Source organism: Nocardioides baekrokdamisoli, from assembly GCF_003945325.1.
Classification (GTDB): domain Bacteria; phylum Actinomycetota; class Actinomycetes; order Propionibacteriales; family Nocardioidaceae; genus Nocardioides; species Nocardioides baekrokdamisoli.
The window spans coordinates 751,359-772,574 of sequence record NZ_AP019307.1 but is presented as its reverse complement, the minus strand read 5'-3'; the positions used below and the strand labels follow the sequence as shown (position 1 = coordinate 772,574).

Genomic DNA, 21,216 nt, shown 5'->3' with positions numbered 1-21,216 from the left:
CCAACACTCGTCGGGCGTCAGCCAGAAGTGGAGCCGTCACGCGTCGGGGTTCTCGAGGAGCTTCTGGAGTTCGGCGTCGAAGGCCTCATCCGTCAACGAATCGGGCTGCGAAGCACCCTCACGGAACCCGAGCGGGTCGTCCAGATCCGCAGACGTCGGCAGGAGCGCAGGCGACATCCAGACGCCATCGCGCGCCTCCACGCCCTGACGCGAGCGCAGGGAACCCCAGAGGGTGGAGGCGTCACGCAGGCGACGCGGACGCATCTCCAGACCCACCAGCGTGGCGAACGTCTGCTCTGCCGGACCGCCCGCTGCGCGGCGGCGGCGTACGGCCTCCTGCAACTGGGTTGCGACCGGCATCCGTGACGCCGTGGCCTGGCCAACGACCTCGTCCACCCAGCCCTCGATCAGGGCGAGCACGATCTCGAGCTTCTCCAGCGCGGCCTTCTGGGCGGGTGACTGCGGGATGTCGAAGAGGCCGCTGGACAGAAGATCCTCCAGTGCGGCCGGATCGGCCGGGTTGACACTGCCCATCTGCTCCTGGATCCGCTCCTGGATCGCCTCCATGTTGATCTCCACACCGGCGGCGTGGGCGCGTACGGCTTCCAGGACGTGCTCGCGCAGCCACGGGACGCCCGCGAACAGACGCTGGTGGGCGGCTTCGCGCAGCGCGAGGTAGAGGGTGACGTCCTCGATCTCGACGCCGAGGCCGGACGCGAACGCTGCGATGTTGGTCGGCAGCAGCGCGGCTTGTCCGGCGGGCGCGAGCGGGATGCCGATGTCGGAGGAGGCGAGGACCTCACCCGCCAAGGCGCCGAGCCCCTGACCGGCCTGGGTGGCGTACATCGCGCCGACAGCCTTGCCGAGGAACCCGACCATCGGCCCGACCATGGCTGCCATCTCGGGTGGGATGTTGCCCTGCAGGGTCTTCGTGGAGGACTCGACGACGGGTTCGACCAGCGACTTCCACGTGGTGAGGGTCTGGAGCAGCCAGTCCGCGCGCGACCAGGCGGCGGGCGTACGCACTCCGGAGGCGAACGTCGTGGTGTCATCGAGCCAGTGGTCGGCCAGCCGCAGGGCGTCGGCGATCCGGTCAGCGTCGCGCGACGTCACGCTCGGGTCGGCCCCGTCCGCGGAGGACGCCTTGCGCGCCATGTCGATGGCGGCGTCCCAGTTGAGTACGCCGTCGTACGGCTGCATCAGCGACTGCAGTTGACCCAGCAGCGCGTTGATGTCGAACCCGCCTGGGCCGAACATGCCTTCGAACGGATTGTTGTCACCCGGTCCATTGCTCACATCTCCAATCTACGCGCGGAGAGGTGGGGGAGTTCCCGGCGAGGACGTGCGTTCGCCCACGGCAGATCTCGTAAGCCGCAGGGCATACGGTTGTTCCGTGCCTGTCCGCCTCCTCGACATCCGCGAGACGCCGCTCGATGTGGCCGAAGTCGTCTCCGCGTTGGGGAGCAACAGTGCGGGCGGGCTCAACATCTTCGTCGGGATGGTGCGCGATCACGACCACGGCCGCGGGGTGACAGGGCTGGGGTACAGCGCCCACCCGACGGCGCTGGGCAAGCTCGCCGAGGTCGCCGAGAGGATCGCGGACCGACACGGCGTCGATGTGGCTGCCGTCCACCGCATCGGAGACCTCGCGATCGGCGACATCGCCGTCATCGTCGCCACCACGGCAGCGCACCGGGGCGCGGCGTTCGACGCGACCCGGGACCTGATCGACACGCTCAAGTCCGAGGTGCCGATCTGGAAGCACCAGCGTTTTGCCGACGGTGCCGAGGAGTGGGTCGGCCTACCCTGATCCGGTGAGCATCCTCTGGTGGCTGGCGCCGACGGCGCTGACGACGTCGGTGGCGATGCTCTGGGTGGCCCGAGCCGGTCGTGACCGCGTGGTCGACAACGACGCAGCTGTGGCCAAGTTGGCAAAGGCGCTGCAATCGGCTGGCCCGCAGACGTACGCGGTGCGTTCGAAGCCGACGCAACGCAGCACTGGCGTTGCCCGGCGCCGGCCCCAATGACCCGCAGGTAGGGTCTTCCGCATGTCTCAGCGCACGATTGCGGGTCTGCTCGCCCTTCCGACGATCGTTGCGCTTCTGATCTGTGCGTTCGTGTTGCCGTTGCCGTACACGATCTACAGCCCCGGTGAGACGGTCGACCTGCTGGGGATGAACAGCGGCAAGCCGATCGTGACGGTCGGCAAGGGCGGTCCGGAGATCTACCGCGACGGCGGCAAACTGCGCATGGTCACCGTCAGCGTGACGGTTCGGAGCCACCACCCGAAGTTGTTCGAGATGCTGGCTGCCTGGGCGAACAGCGACGACGCGGTCTACCCGCTGTCGTACGCGTACCCCGATGAGGGCACCTCGCAGTCCGACCACAAGGCTGGCTCACAGCAGATGACCAGCGCTCAGGACATTGCCGAGCAGGTGGCCATCGCCGCTGTGAGCGGTGCCCGGGTCTTCCGCGGCGTGATCGTCGGTTCGATCACGCCCAAGACGCCGGCGGCGGCCGCCCTCAAGGTCGGTGACGTGATCACGGCGATCGGCGGCCGGCCGGTGACGACACCGGCCTCGCTGAAGGCCGTCATCGTGTCCCTTCCTGCAGGCAAGGCGATCGAGTTCCATGTCACCCGGGCGGGCAAGGCGATCACCGTCCAGGTCACTCCGGAGAAGATCAGCGGGCGTACGAGGATCGGTGTCGGAGGACCCAACGGCGGTGAACTCATGTCGGCCGTCTCCCTGCCGTACGACGTCCAGGTCAACATCCCATCGGACATCACCGGCCCTTCGGCCGGGCTGATGATGACCCTGAGCATCTACGACGAGTTGACGCCCGGTTCGCTGACCGGCAACGGGGATGTGGCGGGCACCGGCACGATCGACCAGAGCGGGAACGTCGGCGAGATCGGCGGGATCCAGCAGAAGATCCCCGGCGCCAAGAACGACGGTGCGCAGCTGTTCCTGGTCCCGGCGGGCAACTGCCCCGATGTGGCGAACGCCGACCACGGGTCCATGCGACTGGCGAAGGTGAGCACCTTCGCTGATGCGCTCAAGGTCGTGCAGACCTGGGCCAAGGACCACAACGCGCCACTTCCGTCCTGCTGATCCGATGAGCAGCGACGACATCGAGCCGGAGCAGCCGACCTGGCGAAGGACGCGCCGGTGGCCCGTCGTCGCCCTCGGCTTCGCCATCCTGCTCGTGTTCGCGCTGGCCTGGGCCGGGACGTACGCGAACGCCGCCTGGTACGACTCGGTCGGTTACGGCGACGTCTACAGCACGCTTGCGGTGACCAAGGCTGGACTCTTCGGTTGCACGGCCGTCCTGGTGGCGCTCGCCATGGGCGGATCGATCCTGCTCGCCTCGCGTCATCGCCCGGCCGAGATGGCTGGCGGGTCGTGGGTCGAGCGTTACCGCGCGTACGCCGAACCGGTGCGCTTGTGGATCTGGATCTGCATCACTGTGATCGCGGCCTTGGCGCTCGGCGTCGCCGAGACGAGCCGGTGGCGTGACGCGCTCCTGTGGTGGCAGGGCGGCTCCTTCGGCATGCGTGATCCGTGGTTCCACCACGACGTCGGCTTCTACGTCTTCACCCTGCCGTGGCTCCATGACCTGATCGATCTGGGGTTGACGCTCGGACTTCTGGCGCTCGCGACGAGCCTTGCGGCGCACTACTTCTACGGCGGGATCACGATCTCGCCGGCGGTTTCGTGGACTCGAGCGGCCCAACGCCAACTGGCCGCTTTCGGGGCCGTCACGCTCGTCTGCAAGGCCGGCGACTACTGGCTGGCGCGGTACGACGCCGTTCACGCCGGTGGGCCGTACGCAACCGGCCTCGGATATGTCGACCAGCACGCCACTGACCCGGGGCGGGAGATCCTCACGTACGCGGCGCTGATCTGCGCCGGTCTGCTGCTGTGGCAGTGGCGCCGCCCGCGGTGGCGTACGCCCATGGTCGCGGTGATCCTGCTGTTCATCAGCTCAGCGACTCTCACCCTGATCTGGCCCGCGATTCTGCAGAGTTCGGTCGTACGCGCCGACCCGATCGCTCACGAACGCGACAACCTCACCGCCTCGATCGCCGCGACGCGCGCGGCGTACGGCCTGGATCGACTGACGACCGGTCATCTGAGCGGGGACGCTGCCGCGACCGCCAGCCTTCCGATCCTGGATCCTGCGCAGGTACGACTCGAGATGAAGGCGGTCGGTGCCGGCACGATCTCGCCGCCGGAACTGGATCGCTACGTCGTCGACGGGAAGCCTCGGCCGGTCCTGGTCTCGATGGCGCAGCGCGGCGGCACCGGCGGCGTCCTGGCCGCGTACGCCGATGCCGGCGACCGTGCCGGGAAGGCTCGCGTCCTGACGACCTGGGCCCAGAACGACCTCACCCACGACCTGGCTGCCTCGGTGGCTGCGCCGCTGTACGTCGGCCCGGACATGGTCGGCGGCCTCGCTCGCGCTGGGACCTCGCCGGGGGTGCCGTTGACCGGGATCAACCGGGTCGCGTACGCGCTGGCGAACGGCGACCTGGGGGTGCTCAGCGAGCGTGGAACGTACGCAACCCGGCTCGACCCGCTGCAGCGTGCCGCCCGGGTGGCGCCGTGGCTGCAACTGGATCGCCATCCCTATCTGACGATCGTGGGTGGCCGTGCGCTCTGGGTGATCGACGGCTACACCACGACCGGGAACTACCCCGGGAGTTCCGTCGAGTCGTGGTCCGGCATGACCGGGGACGGCACGCCCGGATCCTCCTCGGCCTATGACACGGTCAACTACGCCCGCGACGCCGTGAAGATCACCGTCGATGCGCAGGACGGTTCGGTCCGGTTGTACGAATGGGACGCGGACCCGATCCTGCACGCGTGGGAGGGGATCTTCCCCGGGCTCGTGCACACCCGCGCCGAGATCCCGCCGGAGCTGCAACCGCATCTGCGGTACCCCACGGACCTCTTCGCCGTACAGCGGTTCCAGGCGCAGGCGTACGCCACCGCGACTCCGGACTCGCTCCTCGCCATGCAGGACACCCAGATCCCGACGGTCGGCGACGGAAATGCGCGGGTCGAACCCCAACGGGCTTTCGTCAACGGTGTCTGGTCGGTGTTGTCGCCGATGTCGGCCGCCAACGGCCACGACCTGGCCAGCGTCCTGGTGGCGAATTCCGATGCGACCTCGCCCGACTACGGCCAACTCCAGTGGCTGACCCCGTCCACGACGACCCCCAGCCCAGCAGGCGTCAACGCGATCATGCGGGCAGATCCGCGCGTACGCGCCGAGATCGCAACGTTCGCCAGCTCGGCGACGCCTCGTTGGGGTCCCCTGCTGGTGACCCCGACGAGTGCCGGTCCGATCTGGGCTGCGTCGCTGTACGCGGTGGGCACCGACCCGACCACGCCGCCGCCGCTGGCCGATGTGGTGGTCGATGTCCGCGGCTCGGTGGGTGTGGCGCACACCATCGAGGAGGCGCTGGCGGCCGCCGCGAAGGACGGCGCGAACGGGTCCCGGACCGCCGCGGCGCTGATCAAGGACGCAAACGCGTTGTTGGCCCACTCGCTCGACGGGACGTTGTCGCCGGCTGACCGGGATGCGCTCGTGCAGCAGGCGAAGGCGAAGCTCGATGCGGCCGCCGCGTTGCTCGCCTCGACGAAATAGCCGTCAATCGGTGCCGCGGGGCGGATCTTCTGACAGATTGAGTCCGTGGGCGTCGAGAACCCGATTGAGATCCTGATCAAGTCGCAGCAGGCTGCCATCAAGGTGGCGACCGACACTGTCAAGGCTGTGGCAGGTGCCGCGGTCACCGGCGTCACGCAACCCACAGAGCTCGTCGGACAGGTCGCTGATCTGGCCGGCAGCGTCGCGGGCCTGGCTGGGGTACTGCAGAACCTCCTGGGAGCGACCGCCCAGCCGCTGCAGGACGTCCTGGTGCGGCAGCGCGAACTCGCCGACACCGTGGCTGTGCTCGCTGACGCGCAGGCCGACATCGCCGCCGTGGTGTCCAAGCTTGCCGAGCGGCACGCGGCGGCTGTCGCCGCGCTCGAGAAGCTGTCGTCCCCGATCTTCATGGTCGCCGGGACGTCGCCGACCGCGCCGTGGGGCAGGGAGAAGAAGGGCGACAAGGACGCCTAGCGTCGTGTTGCACTGAAGCGCATCAGATGCCCCGCAGCCGCTTGTTCGATGCGTACGTCCTGGAACCCGACGGCCTCGAGCTGGTCGTGCAGATCACCGGGCGCCACCATCAGGAACGGTGACCGGTCGACGCGGTGGAACCAGCGCGCCGCCGCGGTGTCGGTGAGGTCGTAGCCGCGGAACGTGCCGCCGGGCGCCAGGACACGTGCGGCCTCGGCGATCGCGTCGGGCCAGGCGATCACGTGGTGCAGCATCAGATAGCTCGCCACGGTGTCGTAACTGCCGGCGGCATAGGGGAGTGCGGTGACGTCCGCGACCTCCGCGGTCGCCCGCCCGCCGAGTCGTTCCCGAGCAGCCGCGACCATGCGGGGATCGAGATCGGTGATCGTCATGTCGACGTCGTGGTCGGCCAGTGTCGCCTCGGCCATCGCGCCGGCACCGCCGCCGATCTCGAGGACGCGGCCGACCAGCGGTTCATCTCCCAGAGCCCACGGGAGCATCCGTTTGGCGGCGATCACGTTCCACAGGTGCGTACGGCAGAACGTGCCCTCGATCGGCGACATGACCGGCATGGGACGAGCGTACGCGGGGCGCGGAGGTGGCGTCCGCGCCCCGCGCGACTCAGGTACGCCAGCGGGAGAACCTTCGCTCGATCGCGACCAGGCTGTAGTTGACCGCGAGGCCGAGCGCCGAGGCGGTCAGGATCGCGGCGTACATCTTGGGGATCAGGAAGTTGAACTCCGCGTAGTTGATCAGGTACCCGATCCCGGAGTTCGCGCCAACCATCTCCGCTGCGATCAGCACCAGGATGGCGACCGACCCGGCGATGCGTACCCCGGTGAAGATCGTTGGGAGCGCTGCTGGCAGCACGACCTTGCGGAATGTCGTCACCGGCGAGAGCCCGAGCACCCGTGCCGTACGCAGCAACTGCGGATCGACGCTGGCCACCCCCGAGATGGTGTTGAGCAGGATCGGGAAGAAGCACGCGTACGTGACGATCGCGACCTTCGACGTCTCGCCGATCCCGAGCACCAGGGTGAACGCCGGCAGCAGGGCGAGAGCCGCGGTGTTGCGGAAGATCTCCAGCACCGGCTGGAAGAACTCGCGCACCGGCCGACTCCACGCGATGGTGGCGCCGAGCGGGATCCCGATGAGCACCGCGATCGCGAAACCTGCGCCCGACCGGCCCAGGCTCGACTGGATGTCCTGCCAGAGCACGCCGCTCTCCGCGAGCTTCCACCACGCCTGCAGCACGACGTGCAGCGGCGGGATGAAGTACGCATCGACGACACCGGCTCGGGGGAGGAACTCCCAGAGAGCCGCGAGCACCGTGACGCCGGCGACGCCACGCAGCAGGGTGACCGTACGCGAGCGTCCCTGGGGGACGCCCTTGGCGCGGGCGGCCTGCTCCTGACGCGGGTTGGGTCCCGCCTGGGTCCGTTCGAGCAGGAGACTAGGCGGCATCGGCCTGCTCCTCACGTACGCGGCTGACCTGCTCGGTCCGCAGCAGACTCCAGATCCGGTGCCGGTAGGCAGCGAACTCCGGGGTCGCCCGGATGTCGTTGTACGCGGCCCCGTTGCGGTCGAGATCGACCTCGATCACCTCACTGATCCGACCGGGGCGTGCGCTCATCACCGCGACCCGACGGCCGAGGAAGACGGCCTCCTCGATGTCGTGGGTGATGAAGACGATCGTGGTCCCGGTGCGTTGCCAGATGCCGATCAACTCCTCCTGGAGGGATTCCCGCGTCTGCGCGTCCAGCGCGCCGAACGGTTCATCCATGAGCAACACCGACGGCTCGTACGACAGCGATCGCGCGATCGCGACCCGCTGCTTCATGCCGCCGGAGAGCTCATGCGGATACCGTCCGGCGAAGTCGCCCAGTCCGACGAGATCCAGGTACGCCCGCGCCTTCGAACGCCGCTCCGAGCGGGACAAGCCGCCCCGGGCCTCCAGTGCCAGCTCGACGTTGCCCTGAGCCGTACGCCAGGGGAGCAGGGTGTACTGCTGGAACACCACGCCCCGGTCGAGACCGGGCCCGCGGACGGGGTGACCGTCCACGAGCACCGATCCCGTCGTGGGTGCGGCGAGTCCGGCGACCAGGTCGATGATCGTGGACTTGCCGCAGCCGCTGGGGCCGACCACGGTCAGGATCTCTCCCGCCGGGACGTCCAGATGCAGCCCCTCGAGAGCGACGAATTCACGGATCCGCTTGTCGTCGTCTCCCTTCACCAGGAACCGCTGCCCGACGTCGTCGAGCTGGATCCGGGCGCTCATTTCCCGGCCTCGGTGTTGAGCGCGTTGGTGTAGACGTCGCTCGGCTTCACCTTCGACAGGTCGACGTCGCCGCGGCTGGACAGCCAGGCCAGCCAGATGCTGATGTCCTTGTCAGCGATCGAGCCGCCCTTGGTGGAGACACCGGTGCTGCCGGACCAGTTCTGGTCGACCGCGTCCACCGCGTCGGCGTACCCGTTGTCGCGCAGCCACTTGTCGTAGACCGCGAGGACCTCGGCGCGCTTGTGCGACGCGATGTAGTCGATCGCGTACCCGATGCCGGAGGCGAGCGTCCTCGACACGTCCGCGTGGTTCTGGATCCAGTCGTTGCGCAAGGAGACGCCGCCACCGTTGTAGTAGCCGATCACCTTCGCGTCGGTGGTCAGCGTCTTGAGCGACACCGCGGCGCCAGCAGCGCGGAGCTGCCCGCTGCTGATGTACGCCGCGTCCACCTGGCCCTGCTTGAGCGCTTGCAGGGTGTTGAGCGGAGGCAGCGCGACCAAGGTGATCTGCTTGATCTGATCGGCGCTCAGTCCGGACTTGGCGAACCACGTGTCGAGTACGGCCTCGGCGTTGGCACCGAGGGTGTTCACCGCGACCTTCTTGCCGATCAGGCTGTGCGGGTCAGCGGTCAGGGACGAGTCCTTGAGCGCCACGATCGCCGAGCTCGTCTGCGCGTTGGTGCCGTACGTGGCCACCACCGACTTGATCGGAGCGCCGGTCGCGACGACCTGGGCGATCGCGCCGTAGAAGGCCGACGACGAGATGTCGATCTGGTTGCTCACCAGTGCTTGCAACGAGGCCGGGCCGCCGGTGACGTCGCCTTCCTTCTTGAGGGTGACGCCGGGGAGCTTGCCGAGCGCGGCGGCCAGCTGGAGCGGGTCGACCGCGCCGGAGTAGCTCTGGTAGCGGACGACGGTACTGCCGTCGGCGGCCTTGGCGCCCGAGGCCGATCCGCACGCCGTCAGGGAACCCAGGGCGACGGCGGCGACCGCGGCAGCGGCGGCGAGCGTACGGGGGCGGCGAGTGATGGTCATGGTGAATCTCTTTCTGAGGTTGTCTTCGGTGGGTGTTTCGGGCGGTTCAGTTCTGGCCGGCGGCGACGGGAAGATCCGTGGCGTACTGGCTGTCAGGGCGGGGGAGTCCGTAGTGCTCGCGCAGCGTGCTGCCGGCGTACTCGGTGCGGAACAGTCCGCGCTCCTGGAGGATCGGGACGACCTTCGAGGTGAAGGCCTCGAGGTGCTGCGGGAACAACGGCGGCAGCACGTTGAAGCCGTCGGCCGCGCCGCCCTCGAACCACTCCTGGATGGTGTCGGCGATCTGGACCGGAGTGCCGTGGACAACGTTGTGGCCACGGCCGCCGGCAAGTCGGTGGAGGAGTTCGCGCAGCGTCGGACGGTCCCGCTCGACGATGTTGGCGACCACCTGCAGGCGGCTGCGGTTGTTGTTGAGCACGTCGCCCGCGCCGTCGAAGATGCCAGCGGGGACCGGCTTGTCGAGGTCCAGGTCGGAGAGGTCGACCCCGGCGATGGCGGTCAGTTGCTGGAGGCCGTACGCAGGCACCGTCAGGCGGTTGAACTCGTCGTACAACTCCTTGGCCTGGGCTGGCGTGTCCCCGATGAACGGGCTGATCCCGGGCAGGACCTTCACGTGGTCGGGGTTGCGGCCAAACGCGCGCGCCTTCGCCTTGATGTCGGCGTAGAACGCCTGCGCATCGGCGAGGGTCTGGTGCGCGGTGAAGATGGCCTCGGCGTTGCGACCGGCGAAGTTCCGGCCTTCGTTCGAGGAACCCGCCTGGACATAGACCGGTCGGCCCTGGGGCGTACGCGGCGCGTTGAACGGGCCCTTGACCTTGAGGAAGTGACCGATGAAGTCGATCGGGTGCACCTTGTCGACATCGACGTACACGCCGCTCTCACGGTCGGCGACGACGGCGTCGTCCTCCCAGCTGTCCCAGAGGCGGGTGATCGCATCGAGGAACTCCTGGGCGCGGGCGTACCGCGTCTCGGCGCTCGCGGCGACGACCTGACCGAAGTTGGCCGCAGCCTCGTCACCCTGGGTGGTGACGATGTTCCAGCCGGCCCGACCGCCGGAGATCCGGTCGAGGCTCGCGAACAGGCGAGCGAGGTTGTACGGCTCGTAGTAGCTGGTCGAGGCGGTGGCGATCAGGCCGATCCGGTCGGTGACGGTGGCGAGGGCGGTCAGGAGGGTGATCGGCTCGAACTGGTTGCTCGGGCGGTGGCTGGTGCCCCACCACACCGGTCCGTCGGCGAGGAAGACGGCGTCGAGCTTGGCGGCCTCGGCCTTGCGGGCGATGTCCTGGTACCAGGCGATGTCGCCGACGCGGTCCACGCCGCTGTCGGGGTGGCGCCACGAGGCTTCGTGGTGGCCGGTGTCATGGATGAAGGCGTTGAGGGAGAGCTGGCGGGTCATGGGAGGTCCTTGCGGTCTGAGAAGTGGGTGATGGTGCGGGCGAGGTGGCAGCGACATCGCTGGGCCCGGGCACGCATCAGGTCGATCGACAGGCGGCGGGTGAGGTGCGTACTCATGCGGAGAACTGCCGGAATCCGCTGCGGTGGAAGAGGAGCGGCTCGGCGCTTGCGAGGGCCGAGCGGCTGTGCACCCGGAGCAGGATGATCGTGTGGTCACCGGCCGGGAGTTCGCTGTGGATGCTGGTCTCGAAATGCGCGACCCCGTCGCGTACGTACACCGCGGAGGTGTCGGTCGAGGCCAGCGGGATGTCGTCGAAGCGCTTCTCCACGGGGCCTGCGAGCTGACGGGCGAACTCGGCGTGGTGCCCGGCGAGGACGGTGACACCGAGGCGGCTCGCGCGGCGCAGGTCCGGCCAGGTCTTCGAGCCGTTCGCGATCGAGATCGAGACCAGCGGCGGGTCGAGGCTCACCGAGGTGAACGAACTCGCGGCGAGCCCGACGGGGGCGCCGTCGATGTCGGCGATGAGGGCGACGACACCGGAGGGGAAGGCTCCGAAGACCTCGCGAAGGGCGGAGGCGGAGAGGTCCTGATTGGTGGCGAACGTGGTCATGAGGGTGTGCTCCAGGGTGTGGCACGGCGCAGGGCGTGCGTAGGCATGGCCCGTCACACGCCGGGGGGACGAGGACGGGAAGTTCGGTGCCGGCGGCTGGTGCCGCGGCTTCAGTGAGGGGAACTGGTCACTGACACAAACTGGAGGCGACGCGCACGAGATCGACGTGACGACGAGTCACGAGGCGACGTGCGGTGATGGCCATGACGTATTTCTATAGTAAGTCAGTAGACAATGTCAACACAGGGAGATGCGTACGCTGACGCCCATGTCTGACGTCGTCGTGATCCACACCGACGGCGGGTGTACGCCGAACCCTGGCCCGGGCGGTTGGGGGGCGGTGCTGCGCTACGGCGAGCATGCGCGGGAGCTGTTCGGAGGCGAGCCGACGGAGACCACGAACAACCGGATGGAACTCACCGCGCCGATCATGGCGCTGGAGACCCTCTCGCGTCCGTGCGTGGTGCACATCTACACCGATTCCACCTACGTACGTGGTGGCATCACCGGCTGGCTCGCGGGGTGGAAGCGCAACGGCTGGAAGACGTCGGCGAAGCAGCCGGTCAAGAACGTCGATCTGTGGCAACGACTCGAGGCGGCGTGTGAGCGGCATGAGGTCGAGTGGTTCTGGGTGAAGGGCCATGCCGGGGTTGCGGACAACGAACTGGCCGATGAGCTGGCGACCCGGGGGATGCAGGCAGCGATGGCCGAGGCGGCGCGCGGCTGAAACGCTGGCTGACCGGCTCGATCGCGGCCATGATCGGTCCATGGCGATGACCAATGCAGAAGCCCATCGGATTGCCCGCGAGATCGGTGTCAGTGGCCCGTTCTACTGGGCTGTGAAGCTGCTGGCGACGCTGATCACGAAGATCCTGTGTGGCTTCAGCGCCACTGGCCGCGAGAACGTACCGAAGACCGGCCCGATCGTGATCGTGCCGAACCACAAGAGCTTCTGGGACCCGTTCTTCGTGGCCATCGTGTTGCGCCGGCCGGTGCACTTCATGGGCAAGGCGGACTACTTCGAGGACACCTGGTACGCCCGGCTGTTCCTGGCCCTCGGAGCGTTCCCGGTACGCCGCGGCGAGTCGGACGCTGAGGCAATGGAGACGGCGCGAGCGATCCTCGCCCGGGGTGATGCGCTGGCACTGTTCCCGGAGGGGACCCGGGTACGCGACGAGGGCCTCGGCTCTCCGAAGCGCGGCGCCGCCCGACTCGCGATCGAAGCCGGCGCACCGCTGATCCCGGCGACGATCACTGGCACCGAGAAGCGCCGCTGGCCGTTGCCGCGGAAGGTCCGGATCGCGTTCGGTACGCCCGTGTCGGTCGCGGGCCTGGAGGCGACGCCGGAAGATGCCGCCACGGCGATCAACGCGGTGTGGCCGCAGATCAGTGATGAGTACGGGCGCTGGATGACTCGGCCGACGACGGTTGCTGCTGTGGCGGCTGCTGTTGGCCTGGGTGGTTGGGTCGTACGGCAGAAGTTGAAGAAGTAGCGGCCGCTGCCGCTGGCAGGCTCCCTACGATGGAACCCCGGCGAAAGGCTGATCCATGGAACACACCACCGCGACGGACGTACGCGACGCCGAGACGTCGGTGATCGTCGATCTCTGCGTCATCGGCGCCGGCGTGTGCGGGGTCAACGCGCTCTGGGTCGCGAGCCAGTACCTCAAGCCGGGCGCCAGGGTGGCGCTGGTCGACCGTCGCGACGAGGTGGGCGGCATGTGGATCGACACGTACGACTATGTACGCCTCCACCAGCCGCACCCGTTCTTCACTGCCGGCAACGAGAAGTGGACCATCGACAAGCCGCCCGAGCATCTCGCGGACAAGGCCGAGGTCATCGGCCACCTGCAGCATTGCGTCGAGGAGGTCCGCAAGCGCGTGACGCTCGTGGACGTGATGGGTCGGGAGGCGGTCGCGATCGAGGAGATCGACTCCATCGTCCGGGTCAGTTGTCGCAACACCGCGGGGGACACCCTGACGGTGGTCGCCGATCAGGTGATCGACGCGTCGGGCCTCGACATCGAGACCAACCCGCCGCTGGCTCTCAGCAGTACGCGCGTCCGCTCAGTCTCCCCGGATGAGTGCGATGTCAGGACCGGCGAGATCGCCGCCGACAACGCCCCGGTCTGGATCATCGGCAGCGGCAAGACCGCGATCGACACCGCGCACACCCTGATCGCGCACTTCCCGGGTCGAGAGGTCAACATCGTCGCGGGCACCGGGACGGTGTTCGCCAACCGGGACCTGATGTATCCGAAGGGCCTGTCTCGTTGGTGGAGCGGCACCCGCCCCAATGCGATCCTGACCGGGCTCGCGGACCGGTTCGATGGGACCAACGAGGCCGAGGTCGTGGACTGGTTCCGGAGTACGTACGCGACCCAGCCGATCGACGGCGGGAAACACTTCCTGCTCGGGATCCTGTCCGAGGGCGAAAGTGATCGGGTCCGCGCCGGGCTGAGCCGCGTCGTGATGGGCCATCTGACCGACATCGTCGATGAGGGCGAGGACGTCACGATGCTGACCCGTACGGGCGATCGGGTTGCGATCGAGCCGGGCAGTTGGGTGATCAACTGCACCGGCTACTTCAAGAAGCACGAGCAGCTCCAGGAGGCGCCGTACATCTCTGCCTCGGGGCGGGTGCTCAGCGTGGGGACGTCGGCGATGTTCGGGTTCTCCTCGTTCGGTGGCTATTTCCTCACCCACCTGCTGTTCCTCGGCAAGCTGTCCACGGCGCCGCTGCTGCAGGCCGACGGCAACGAGATGATCGGGCGCTCGAAGGTGGCCGCGACGATGGCTGCTGTGACGCTCGCGCAGTACAACCTGCTGGTCACCTTCGAGCACGTGCCGCTGCACGTCTTCGAGGACTGTGGTCTCGACTTCGACAAGTGGTATCCGCTGCCGAGGAGGATGGTCGGGCAGCTCAAGTTCCTGGCCGGCCGCAAGCGCCGCCTCGCGCACTACCGGAAGTCGCTGGAGACGCTCGCGGAGCGGTTCGACCTGCCCCTGCGGACGCTCGCCCAGCCCGATGGGGTCATGCGATGACCGGCCGACTGACGTCGTACCGTCACGGCGATCTGGTCTTCGACGTCAACGACGAGGGGCCGCTCGACGGCGAGGTCATCGTGCTGCTGCACGGCTTCCCGCAGTTGAACACGCTGTGGGATCACGTCGTGCCGCGGCTGCATGAGGCGGGCTACCGCACGGTCGCGCCCAACCAGCGTGGCTACTCTCCGGGTGCCCGTCCGCGGGGGCGGTGGCACTACCGACTCAGCAACCTGGCTGCCGACATCGAGGTGCTGGTGGGGGAGCTCGGTCAGCCGGTCCACCTCGTCGGGCACGACTGGGGCGCGGCGGCCGGCTGGTTCGCGGTGAGTACGGCGCCGCACCACTTCCGGTCCTGGACGGCACTGTCGGTGCCCCACCCCGGTGCGTTCTTCAGCGCGATGTTCCGCGGCCAGATGTTCCGGGCTTGGTACATGGTCGTCTTCGGAATCCCGTTCCTGCCGGCGCGTGTCCTGGGAAGCGCGCGGATGCAGGGACGCGTACGCCGCTGGACCCGCATGCCGGCGGATGTTCATCAGAGGTACTGGGAGGAAGTCGGCAGCGACCGTGCCCGCCTCTCCGCCGGCCTGGCGTGGTACGGCGCGATGCCGCTGGAGAACCCGCTCGCAGCCCGCATCCGGGTGCAGGTGCCGACCACCTTCGCGTGGGGCACGCACGACTTCGCCTTCGGGCGAGGCGCCGCAATGCGCTGCGCTGACTTCGTCGAGGCCCCCTACGAGTTCAGGCAGTTGGACGGGATGGGGCACTGGCTGCCGGATGAGGCCCCGGATCTGGTGGCGGAGTTGATCCTGGAGCGGGTCGGCACGAGGCCTTAGACAGGCCGTGGCCGCTGGGTGCCTAGGATCGGCGAGTGCCGCCCCGTTCGCCCCTCCCGCCGCGGCACGGCCTGCAAGCGGCCTGGGTGCGCACTCCGCACACTGGGACGGCGCCTGAGCACGAACTGACGATGGGTGCCTGGCTGCGTCACCGGCTGCCGCCGCGCAGCGTGGAGCCGAGTGCGCGCCATGCGCTCGCTGCTGCGGTGCCCGGTCTGGCTGAGGGCGAGCGGCCGAGCGTCGATGTCGACCGGTTCCTGGCGAGCCAGCGCTTCGTGTGGGGTGATGGCAGTCCGGTGCTCGCCGATGAGGCGTACCGGCCCCACAACTTTGTCTGGTTCCACCGTGACCTGCGGGACGAGCCGGTGGTGCCGGGGGAGTTGATCGTCCTGCATGAGGACGAGCGGATCGTCGTCGTGGACAAGCCTGCGTTCCTCTCCACGATCCCGCGCGGGAGTCATGTCGTCCAGAGCGTGGTGGTGCGCGGTCGCGAGGAGTTCGGTCTGCCCGACCTCGCCCCGGCGCACCGCCTGGACCGGGTGACCTCGGGGGTCCTTCTGCTGACGAAGGCGCGCCGGTGGCGCCGTGCGTACCAGGGGATTTTCGAGACGGGTGTGGCCCGCAAGACCTATCGTGCGCTCGCCGCGTACGACCCCGGGTTTGCTGGCCCCGTCGTGATCCGCAACCACATCCGCAAGCCTGCGGGGCAGTGGCAGGCGGAGGTGGTGCCGGACGCGCCGGTGAACGCTGAGACGCTGGTCGAGCTTGAGGCCCGAGTGGGTGCTGACCGGGCGGTGTATCGCCTCAGTCCGCGCACCGGCCGCACCCACCAACTCCGGCTGCACCTCAACGGGCTTGGGCTCCCGATCGTGGGCGACCCGCTGTATCCGCAGGTGACGGTGACCGATGTCGACGACTTCAGTACGCCGCTGCAACTGCTGGCGAGTGAGTTGGAGTTTGTGGATCCGATCGATGGTCGGGCGCGGCAGTTCCGCAGCGGGCGGGCTGTCCCGCTCTGAGGGAGGCCAAGCCTGAGGACGCCGCTACGGCGATCAATGCCGAAGAGGCGTCCTGAAGGTCACCACACGCTCAGAGCCCGAGTGCCGCCCCCAGGCCGTCCCTGATGGCCGACATGCCGCGCGGAGAGATCGCCCCGACGACGGAGAGGATCTCGTCCTCCCACAACGCGGTGATGTCGTCGCAGCATGCGCGTCCGACAAACACTTCGTCTTGGCCGAACTCCACGATCGAGGCCATGGGTGGCTTCGGCGAGGTGGTCAGCCGGACCCCCAGGATCGTCGGTAGGGCCCGGTTGCGTCGGTTGTTCGACACGACCACGAACAACTTCGGTTCGTCCAGTCCGATGTCTGCACGGACGACCTGTCCGCGCGTCAACGACGTCATGACTCGTCGGCCCACTCCGGGCGGCGACGGCGCGCGGCGCGCTTCTCGGCAGCGGAGTCGTACCCCTCCGCGATTGCCGCGTACCCGGCCTCTTCCAAGCTCGCGTGGAAGGCCTGAAGGCCCAACTCGAAGACGGTGCGGAGCACCAGCGACTCGCTGACTTCACCGGCCACGTCAAGGCCTGTCAGATGACCGAGCGCAGCACGCTGCTCCTCGGACGCCCTGAGCGCCTCCACGTCTGCGATGTCGCGAGCCGACATCGGAAGCGACTTGCGCCCTGCTACCGGGTCAAGAGTTCTCATGCCTCACAGTGTGCATCACCGAACTGCATCAAACAAGTGCAGCACTTCGATGTGTGAGGCGGGCCAAAACCGGGCATGATCATCGCCGTGGTCCATCTGATCCCTGCCGAGCCCGCGTTCACGACGGGCTCCGAGCAGCAGGTCTGGGAGCAGTTGCGTACCTCGCTGGGCCCCGATGACGTACTGCTCGCCAACTTTCGGCTGACTGACGAGACCAAGGACCACGAGGCCGATCTGGTCGTTGTCATGCCCGACTTCGGCGTACTCGTCCTCGAGGTCAAGGGCGGGTCGATCTGGTACGAGGACGGCTGGATCCAGACCGTGTCCGGTGAGTCGAAGTGGATTCACCCGGTGGATCAGGCGCGCGACGCGAAGTACGCCATCCGGCAGTACGTCGAGTCCGACCCGAGGTGGGGGAGTCGGGGTCGGATCCGATGGGCGCACGGCGTCGTCGTCCCGTACAGCGTCTTCCCGGATGCCGACCTGCCCGACCTTCCGCGATTGGCGCTCCATGACCGTGAGGACGTCAAGAGCCTGATCGCCCACGTACGCCGCAACGCGCACGATCTCGACACGGGGCACCGGGTCCCGGCGTTGGATGACGCCGCCACCCTGGGCGAGATCCTCGGTGGCCGGCTCGCGACCTCGTACGACGTGAATGCCGAGGCGCTCGAGCGGCAGGCCACCGCCGATCGGCTGACCGAACAGCAGGGCATGATCCTGTCGGTCGCCCGGCTTCTGAACCGGATCGAAGTACGCGGCGGGGCGGGGAGCGGGAAGACCGTTCTGGCGCTCCAGCAGGCGAAGGAGTTGACCCGCGGGCGGCACGATCGCAAGGCGCAGCGTACGGCGTTGCTCTGCTACTCGATCGGGCTCGGTGAGCATCTCAAGCGTCAGGTCGCGGCGTGGCCGCGCAAGGACCAGCCCGCGTTCGTCGGGACATTCGAGGACTTTGCCCGCACGCTCGGCGTCGCAGACTTCGGGGACCGTACGGCTTCGTCCTTCTGGGAGGAGGAGTTGCCGCTCACCATGGCGGAGCTGGCGCGCGAACTCCCCGACGGCAAGAGATTCGATGCCCTCGTGGTCGACGAGGCGCAGGACTTCGCCGACACGTGGTGGACCCCGTTGCTCACCTCGTTGCGCGACGAGGACGAGGGCGGCGTGTACGTGTTCTCCGACGAGAACCAGCGGATCTTCGGTCGTTTCGGACGCCCTCCCGTCGCGCTCGTACCGTTGGTGCTGGACCACTGCCTGCGCAACACCAGGGAGATCCACGAGGCGTTCAGTCCGCTGGCACCGTCGCGGATGTACTCACGAGGCGGCACTGGGCCATCGGTCCAGTTCGTCGCTGCCTCGGTCGACGACACGGTCGACACTGCCGACGCTGAGATCGACCGACTCATCGAAGACGGTTGGGGCCGCGGCCACATCGCCCTGATCACCACCGGTACTCGCCACTGGGCACAGGCCGGGGAGCAGGACCGTGTCGGCCAACTCGGCTACTGGCAGAACTACTTCGACGGGGACGAGGTCTTCTACGGGCACGTCCTGGGCTGCAAGGGATTGGAACGGTCGGCCGTCGTACTCGTGCTCAATGAAGACGGTACTCGGGATCGGGCACGAGAGCGCCTGTACGTCGGGATGTCGCGCGCGACGGACCTGTTGATCGTCGTCGGTGATCCCGAGGTCGTGCGCGCGGTTGGCGGGCCGGAGGTCGCGAAGCGGCTGGGGATCGCGTGATTCTGTCGGGGTGAGGCTGGATCAGACGTACGGGCACGCGGACGCATCAAGGCCGGATACAGCGAGCCTTCCCGCACCCCTACGAAGGCTCAAGCTGTGGCGGACTGGCACACCTGATCGCGGCAGAGCGGACGCCTAGTCCAGGCCGTGTCGGGTGAAAAGCCACTTCAGTGCGCGGCCAGTGACGACATAGCTTGCGATGAGTCCGAGCAACGAGATCCAGAAGTTTGGCTGCCCCGCGGGCAAGACCAGGTGCAGGAGCACTCCAACCAGAATTGGAACGCCGATCGTGATGTAGGGAACCCAGATCGCTACTCGCGGCGGTCGACCGGATGACATGTCCAGACCATAGCGATGTCGGTCCACCGACTGTCCCACAGTGGCAAATCAACGTGCACTCATCGATGCACTAGCCCGCGATCCTCTCAACGGTGCACGTCCAGTGCCCGTCCGTCATGCGCTGTGCGTACCCGGTGAATTCCTTGTCGTTGACGTAGCCCGTGACGAGCCAGTCGAAAGGTGACCGAACGGCCGAATGATCAACGGAGGTGACCTTCAACTCGCTGAACCGCGCATCATTGCCAAGCTTGAATGCATGGAGCGCAGCGGTCTGGCACCCGTGCCGCGCGTGATCCGCGTCCGATTCGCGGCCGCACGCTGAGAGGCTTGTGGCCAGGACCAAAAGAACTCCGAGGAATGCGAAGCGGGTCCGAGTCATCCCTCGATTCTGCCCTGAACTCCGCCGCCCTTTCGCTGCTTCTCGCGGTTACTCAGGGCGGCGGAGACGCGGATCGGCGTGCCGCCCGGTACGTATGACCGTCTCCGCCGCTCGAGGAGCACCACGTACCACCATGGCGGAGTCATGGCGGCCTTGTGTCGGTTGTGTCCGCGGCAGAGAGCCTGCCCGTTCATGAATGTCGTCGGCCCGCCCTTGGACCAGGGGTACACGTGGTCGGCTTCAGCCGCTGGTCTATTGCAGCGACCGAACCAGATGAACGCAGCTGCTTCACATCGACCGCCGGCCCGTGCCATGACCTGCCGACGGACGTCGAACTTGTACGTGCGCCACCGATCCCGCTTTCGCGAGTTGGGTCCGCGCAGGGGGTGAGGCGCAACAAGGACGAGGATGACCGCGGCCAGTGGGATGAACCAGGAGAGTTGTGGCTCAAGCCCATGCCAGAACGTGCTGGTCATCCGCGACCAGTCCGGGCCGACGTGATGAGTCGGCGTCGGGGCGGTCACGCGGGAAACGTAGCGACTCCCGACGGCGAGCGCATCGGACTTTCGGGTCCGGTCCCGGCGGAATTGCGCGCACATTTCGGACATCAAACCTCGCGGTGTCGTCGCTCGAGGTGCGCGTCGGAGAGTTTGAACGTCGTCTGCCTGTGAATCTGAACAGGTTTGTTGTTTCCCTTGCTGAGGTGCCGCGACCGAGGATGACAAGGCTGCGTCAGGCCGTGCGCAACCACCCCCACCCCTCGGCTGCTCCGGAGGATCCCATGCTCGGCTCCCGCTCGTACTCGGCCGCCATCGCTCTCGCCGCAGTCGGCACGACGCTCGTCGCCCTGGTTCCCTCCAGCGCTGGCGCCGCGGTTCCTCGGTATCGGGAGTACGTCGCGCTCGGCGACTCTTGGAGCGCCGACGTGCTGACGGCCTTCCCGCCGACGACGGATTCGGTCCCGATCGACTGCGCGCAGTCGGCGAGCAACTACCCCCACCAGATCGCCGAAATGCTGCACGTTGCGGTCTTCCGCGACGCCACCTGCGGCAGCGCGACGACGGTCGACATGACCCATCCGCAGACCGGACTGCCCCTGGGCGGCACTGCTGCGCCGCAGTTCGACAAGCTCACCCCTACGACCGACCTGGTCACCCTCGGGATCGGCGGCAACGACATCGGACTCGCCACCGACATCGAGGCGTGCCTGAGCCTGCTGCCGTTCGACCTGCCCGGCCAGGGCTGCAAGGCGAAGTTCACCGCGGACGGTGTCGACCAGATCAGCGCCGCGGTCAAGGCCACCGCTCCCAAGATCGCCGCGGCCATCGCCGGCGTCCACCAGCGTTCCCCGCATGCCCGGATCCTGCTGGTGAACTATCTCGACGGCGTTCCGCTGAACGGCAAGGGGTGCTGGCCGGTCGTGCCGGTGCCGGACGCCGACATGGCGTACATGGCGGACAAGTTCCGGGAGATGAACGCCATGCTGGCGACGGTCGCCACCTTGACGCACGCCCAACTGGTCGACACCTTCACGCCCACGGTCGGACACGACGTCTGCAAGGCGCCCGATGTACGTGACATCGAGGGGCTGGTCCCGTTGTCGACTCAGAACGCGCTTCTGCTCGCCTTCCCGTTCCACCCGAATCAGGGCGGCGCCAACGCACAGACCCAGGCCGTCTACTCCGCGATCGCGACTCCGTAGGGGGCCCGTCGCGGCGGAATGG

At 67.9% G+C, this 21,216-nt stretch carries 23 protein-coding genes; 12 read left to right on the top strand and 11 right to left on the bottom strand.

From position 1 onward, the window contains the following. Positions 1 to 36 precede the first annotated feature (36 nt). Positions 37 to 1,296, bottom strand: a complete 1,260-nt coding sequence (locus tag KCTC_RS03695) for a zinc-dependent metalloprotease (RefSeq protein ID WP_231998817.1) — start codon at positions 1,294 to 1,296, stop codon at positions 37 to 39. Positions 1,297 to 1,393: 97 nt separating this feature from the next. On the opposite strand from KCTC_RS03695, the gene KCTC_RS03690 reads away from it, so the two are divergent. The 5 genes from KCTC_RS03690 to KCTC_RS03670 are packed head-to-tail and all read left to right on the top strand — an operon-like array spanning position 1,394 to position 6,129. Beyond that, the gene (locus KCTC_RS03690) at positions 1,394 to 1,810 is read left to right on the top strand and encodes a molybdenum cofactor biosynthesis protein MoaE (protein WP_231998816.1); all 417 of its coding nucleotides are present in this window, start codon (positions 1,394 to 1,396) and stop codon (positions 1,808 to 1,810) included. 4 nt (positions 1,811 to 1,814) lie between these two features. Further along, positions 1,815 to 2,027, top strand: a complete 213-nt coding sequence (locus KCTC_RS03685; RefSeq protein ID WP_125566872.1) for a hypothetical protein — start codon at positions 1,815 to 1,817, stop codon at positions 2,025 to 2,027. 21 nt (positions 2,028 to 2,048) lie between these two features. Next, positions 2,049 to 3,113 carry a YlbL family protein gene (locus tag KCTC_RS03680; protein ID WP_125566870.1) on the top strand — a complete coding sequence of 355 codons (1,065 nt, stop codon included), beginning with the start codon at positions 2,049 to 2,051 and terminating at the stop codon, positions 3,111 to 3,113. A gap of 4 nt (positions 3,114 to 3,117) precedes the next feature. Continuing rightward, positions 3,118 to 5,655: a UPF0182 family protein gene (locus KCTC_RS03675; RefSeq protein WP_164512467.1), complete on the top strand. Its 2,538-nt coding sequence runs from the start codon at positions 3,118 to 3,120 to the stop codon at positions 5,653 to 5,655. A 45-nt stretch (positions 5,656 to 5,700) separates the two neighbouring features. Beyond that, a complete protein-coding gene (locus tag KCTC_RS03670; protein ID WP_125566865.1) occupies positions 5,701 to 6,129 on the top strand; it encodes a hypothetical protein in 429 nt (142 codons plus the stop codon). On the opposite strand, the gene KCTC_RS03665 is transcribed toward KCTC_RS03670, so the two are convergent. The 7 genes from KCTC_RS03665 to KCTC_RS15245 all read right to left on the bottom strand — a co-directional run bounded on the left by KCTC_RS03665 (position 6,126) and on the right by KCTC_RS15245 (position 11,652). Beyond that, positions 6,126 to 6,701, bottom strand: a complete 576-nt coding sequence (locus KCTC_RS03665; protein ID WP_125566863.1) for a class I SAM-dependent methyltransferase — start codon at positions 6,699 to 6,701, stop codon at positions 6,126 to 6,128. The genes KCTC_RS03670 and KCTC_RS03665 overlap by 4 nt on opposite strands. Positions 6,702 to 6,750: 49 nt before the next feature. Next, positions 6,751 to 7,593, bottom strand: a complete 843-nt coding sequence (locus KCTC_RS03660; RefSeq protein ID WP_125566861.1) for an ABC transporter permease — start codon at positions 7,591 to 7,593, stop codon at positions 6,751 to 6,753. Next, the gene (locus KCTC_RS03655) at positions 7,583 to 8,407 is read right to left on the bottom strand and encodes an ABC transporter ATP-binding protein (protein WP_125566859.1); all 825 of its coding nucleotides are present in this window, start codon (positions 8,405 to 8,407) and stop codon (positions 7,583 to 7,585) included. The genes KCTC_RS03660 and KCTC_RS03655 overlap by 11 nt, the downstream gene beginning before the upstream one ends. Continuing rightward, complete coding sequence (locus KCTC_RS03650) at positions 8,404 to 9,441, bottom strand: ABC transporter substrate-binding protein (protein ID WP_125566857.1); 1,038 nt, start codon at positions 9,439 to 9,441, stop codon at positions 8,404 to 8,406. The genes KCTC_RS03655 and KCTC_RS03650 overlap by 4 nt, the downstream gene beginning before the upstream one ends. Positions 9,442 to 9,487: 46 nt before the next feature. Then, the gene (locus KCTC_RS03645; protein WP_125566855.1) at positions 9,488 to 10,837 is read right to left on the bottom strand and encodes an LLM class flavin-dependent oxidoreductase; all 1,350 of its coding nucleotides are present in this window, start codon (positions 10,835 to 10,837) and stop codon (positions 9,488 to 9,490) included. 112 nt (positions 10,838 to 10,949) lie between these two features. Next, positions 10,950 to 11,447: a flavin reductase family protein gene (locus KCTC_RS03640; RefSeq protein ID WP_125566853.1), complete on the bottom strand. Its 498-nt coding sequence runs from the start codon at positions 11,445 to 11,447 to the stop codon at positions 10,950 to 10,952. 127 nt (positions 11,448 to 11,574) lie between these two features. Continuing rightward, positions 11,575 to 11,652: a putative leader peptide gene (locus KCTC_RS15245; protein WP_408636115.1), complete on the bottom strand. Its 78-nt coding sequence runs from the start codon at positions 11,650 to 11,652 to the stop codon at positions 11,575 to 11,577. Between the two features lie 63 nt (positions 11,653 to 11,715). On the opposite strand from KCTC_RS15245, the gene rnhA reads away from it, so the two are divergent. From rnhA to KCTC_RS03615, 5 genes are read left to right on the top strand one after another with little or no spacing between them, the layout of a single operon-like run. Beyond that, positions 11,716 to 12,174 (top strand): ribonuclease HI, encoded by a 459-nt coding sequence (gene rnhA, locus KCTC_RS03635; protein ID WP_125566851.1) that lies wholly within the window; start codon positions 11,716 to 11,718, stop codon positions 12,172 to 12,174. Between the two features lie 40 nt (positions 12,175 to 12,214). Then, a complete protein-coding gene (locus tag KCTC_RS03630) occupies positions 12,215 to 12,940 on the top strand; it encodes a lysophospholipid acyltransferase family protein (RefSeq protein ID WP_164512466.1) in 726 nt (241 codons plus the stop codon). A gap of 55 nt (positions 12,941 to 12,995) precedes the next feature. Next, the gene (locus KCTC_RS03625) at positions 12,996 to 14,492 is read left to right on the top strand and encodes an FAD-dependent oxidoreductase (protein WP_125566847.1); all 1,497 of its coding nucleotides are present in this window, start codon (positions 12,996 to 12,998) and stop codon (positions 14,490 to 14,492) included. Further along, on the top strand, positions 14,489 to 15,328 hold the full coding sequence (locus tag KCTC_RS03620) for an alpha/beta fold hydrolase (RefSeq protein WP_125566845.1): 840 nt from the start codon (positions 14,489 to 14,491) through the stop codon (positions 15,326 to 15,328). Before KCTC_RS03625 ends, KCTC_RS03620 begins: the two co-directional genes overlap by 4 nt. 35 nt (positions 15,329 to 15,363) lie before the next feature. Continuing rightward, on the top strand, positions 15,364 to 16,347 hold the full coding sequence (locus KCTC_RS03615; protein ID WP_125566843.1) for a pseudouridine synthase: 984 nt from the start codon (positions 15,364 to 15,366) through the stop codon (positions 16,345 to 16,347). A gap of 70 nt (positions 16,348 to 16,417) precedes the next feature. On the opposite strand, the gene KCTC_RS03610 is transcribed toward KCTC_RS03615, so the two are convergent. Further along, positions 16,418 to 16,732 carry a type II toxin-antitoxin system PemK/MazF family toxin gene (locus tag KCTC_RS03610; RefSeq protein ID WP_125566841.1) on the bottom strand — a complete coding sequence of 105 codons (315 nt, stop codon included), beginning with the start codon at positions 16,730 to 16,732 and terminating at the stop codon, positions 16,418 to 16,420. Continuing rightward, positions 16,729 to 17,034: a hypothetical protein gene (locus KCTC_RS03605; protein WP_125566839.1), complete on the bottom strand. Its 306-nt coding sequence runs from the start codon at positions 17,032 to 17,034 to the stop codon at positions 16,729 to 16,731. The genes KCTC_RS03610 and KCTC_RS03605 overlap by 4 nt, the downstream gene beginning before the upstream one ends. 87 nt (positions 17,035 to 17,121) lie before the next feature. Between KCTC_RS03605 and KCTC_RS03600 the strand changes: the two genes are divergently transcribed. Continuing rightward, a complete protein-coding gene (locus KCTC_RS03600) occupies positions 17,122 to 18,774 on the top strand; it encodes a nuclease-related domain-containing DEAD/DEAH box helicase (RefSeq protein ID WP_231998815.1) in 1,653 nt (550 codons plus the stop codon). A gap of 714 nt (positions 18,775 to 19,488) precedes the next feature. On the opposite strand, the gene KCTC_RS15240 is transcribed toward KCTC_RS03600, so the two are convergent. Then, entirely contained in the window at positions 19,489 to 19,806 is a 318-nt protein-coding gene (locus KCTC_RS15240) for an HNH endonuclease (RefSeq protein ID WP_408636114.1), read from the bottom strand. A gap of 425 nt (positions 19,807 to 20,231) precedes the next feature. On the opposite strand from KCTC_RS15240, the gene KCTC_RS03590 reads away from it, so the two are divergent. Beyond that, positions 20,232 to 21,194 carry an SGNH/GDSL hydrolase family protein gene (locus KCTC_RS03590; RefSeq protein ID WP_164512464.1) on the top strand — a complete coding sequence of 321 codons (963 nt, stop codon included), beginning with the start codon at positions 20,232 to 20,234 and terminating at the stop codon, positions 21,192 to 21,194. The last annotated feature ends 22 nt before the right edge of the window (positions 21,195 to 21,216 follow it).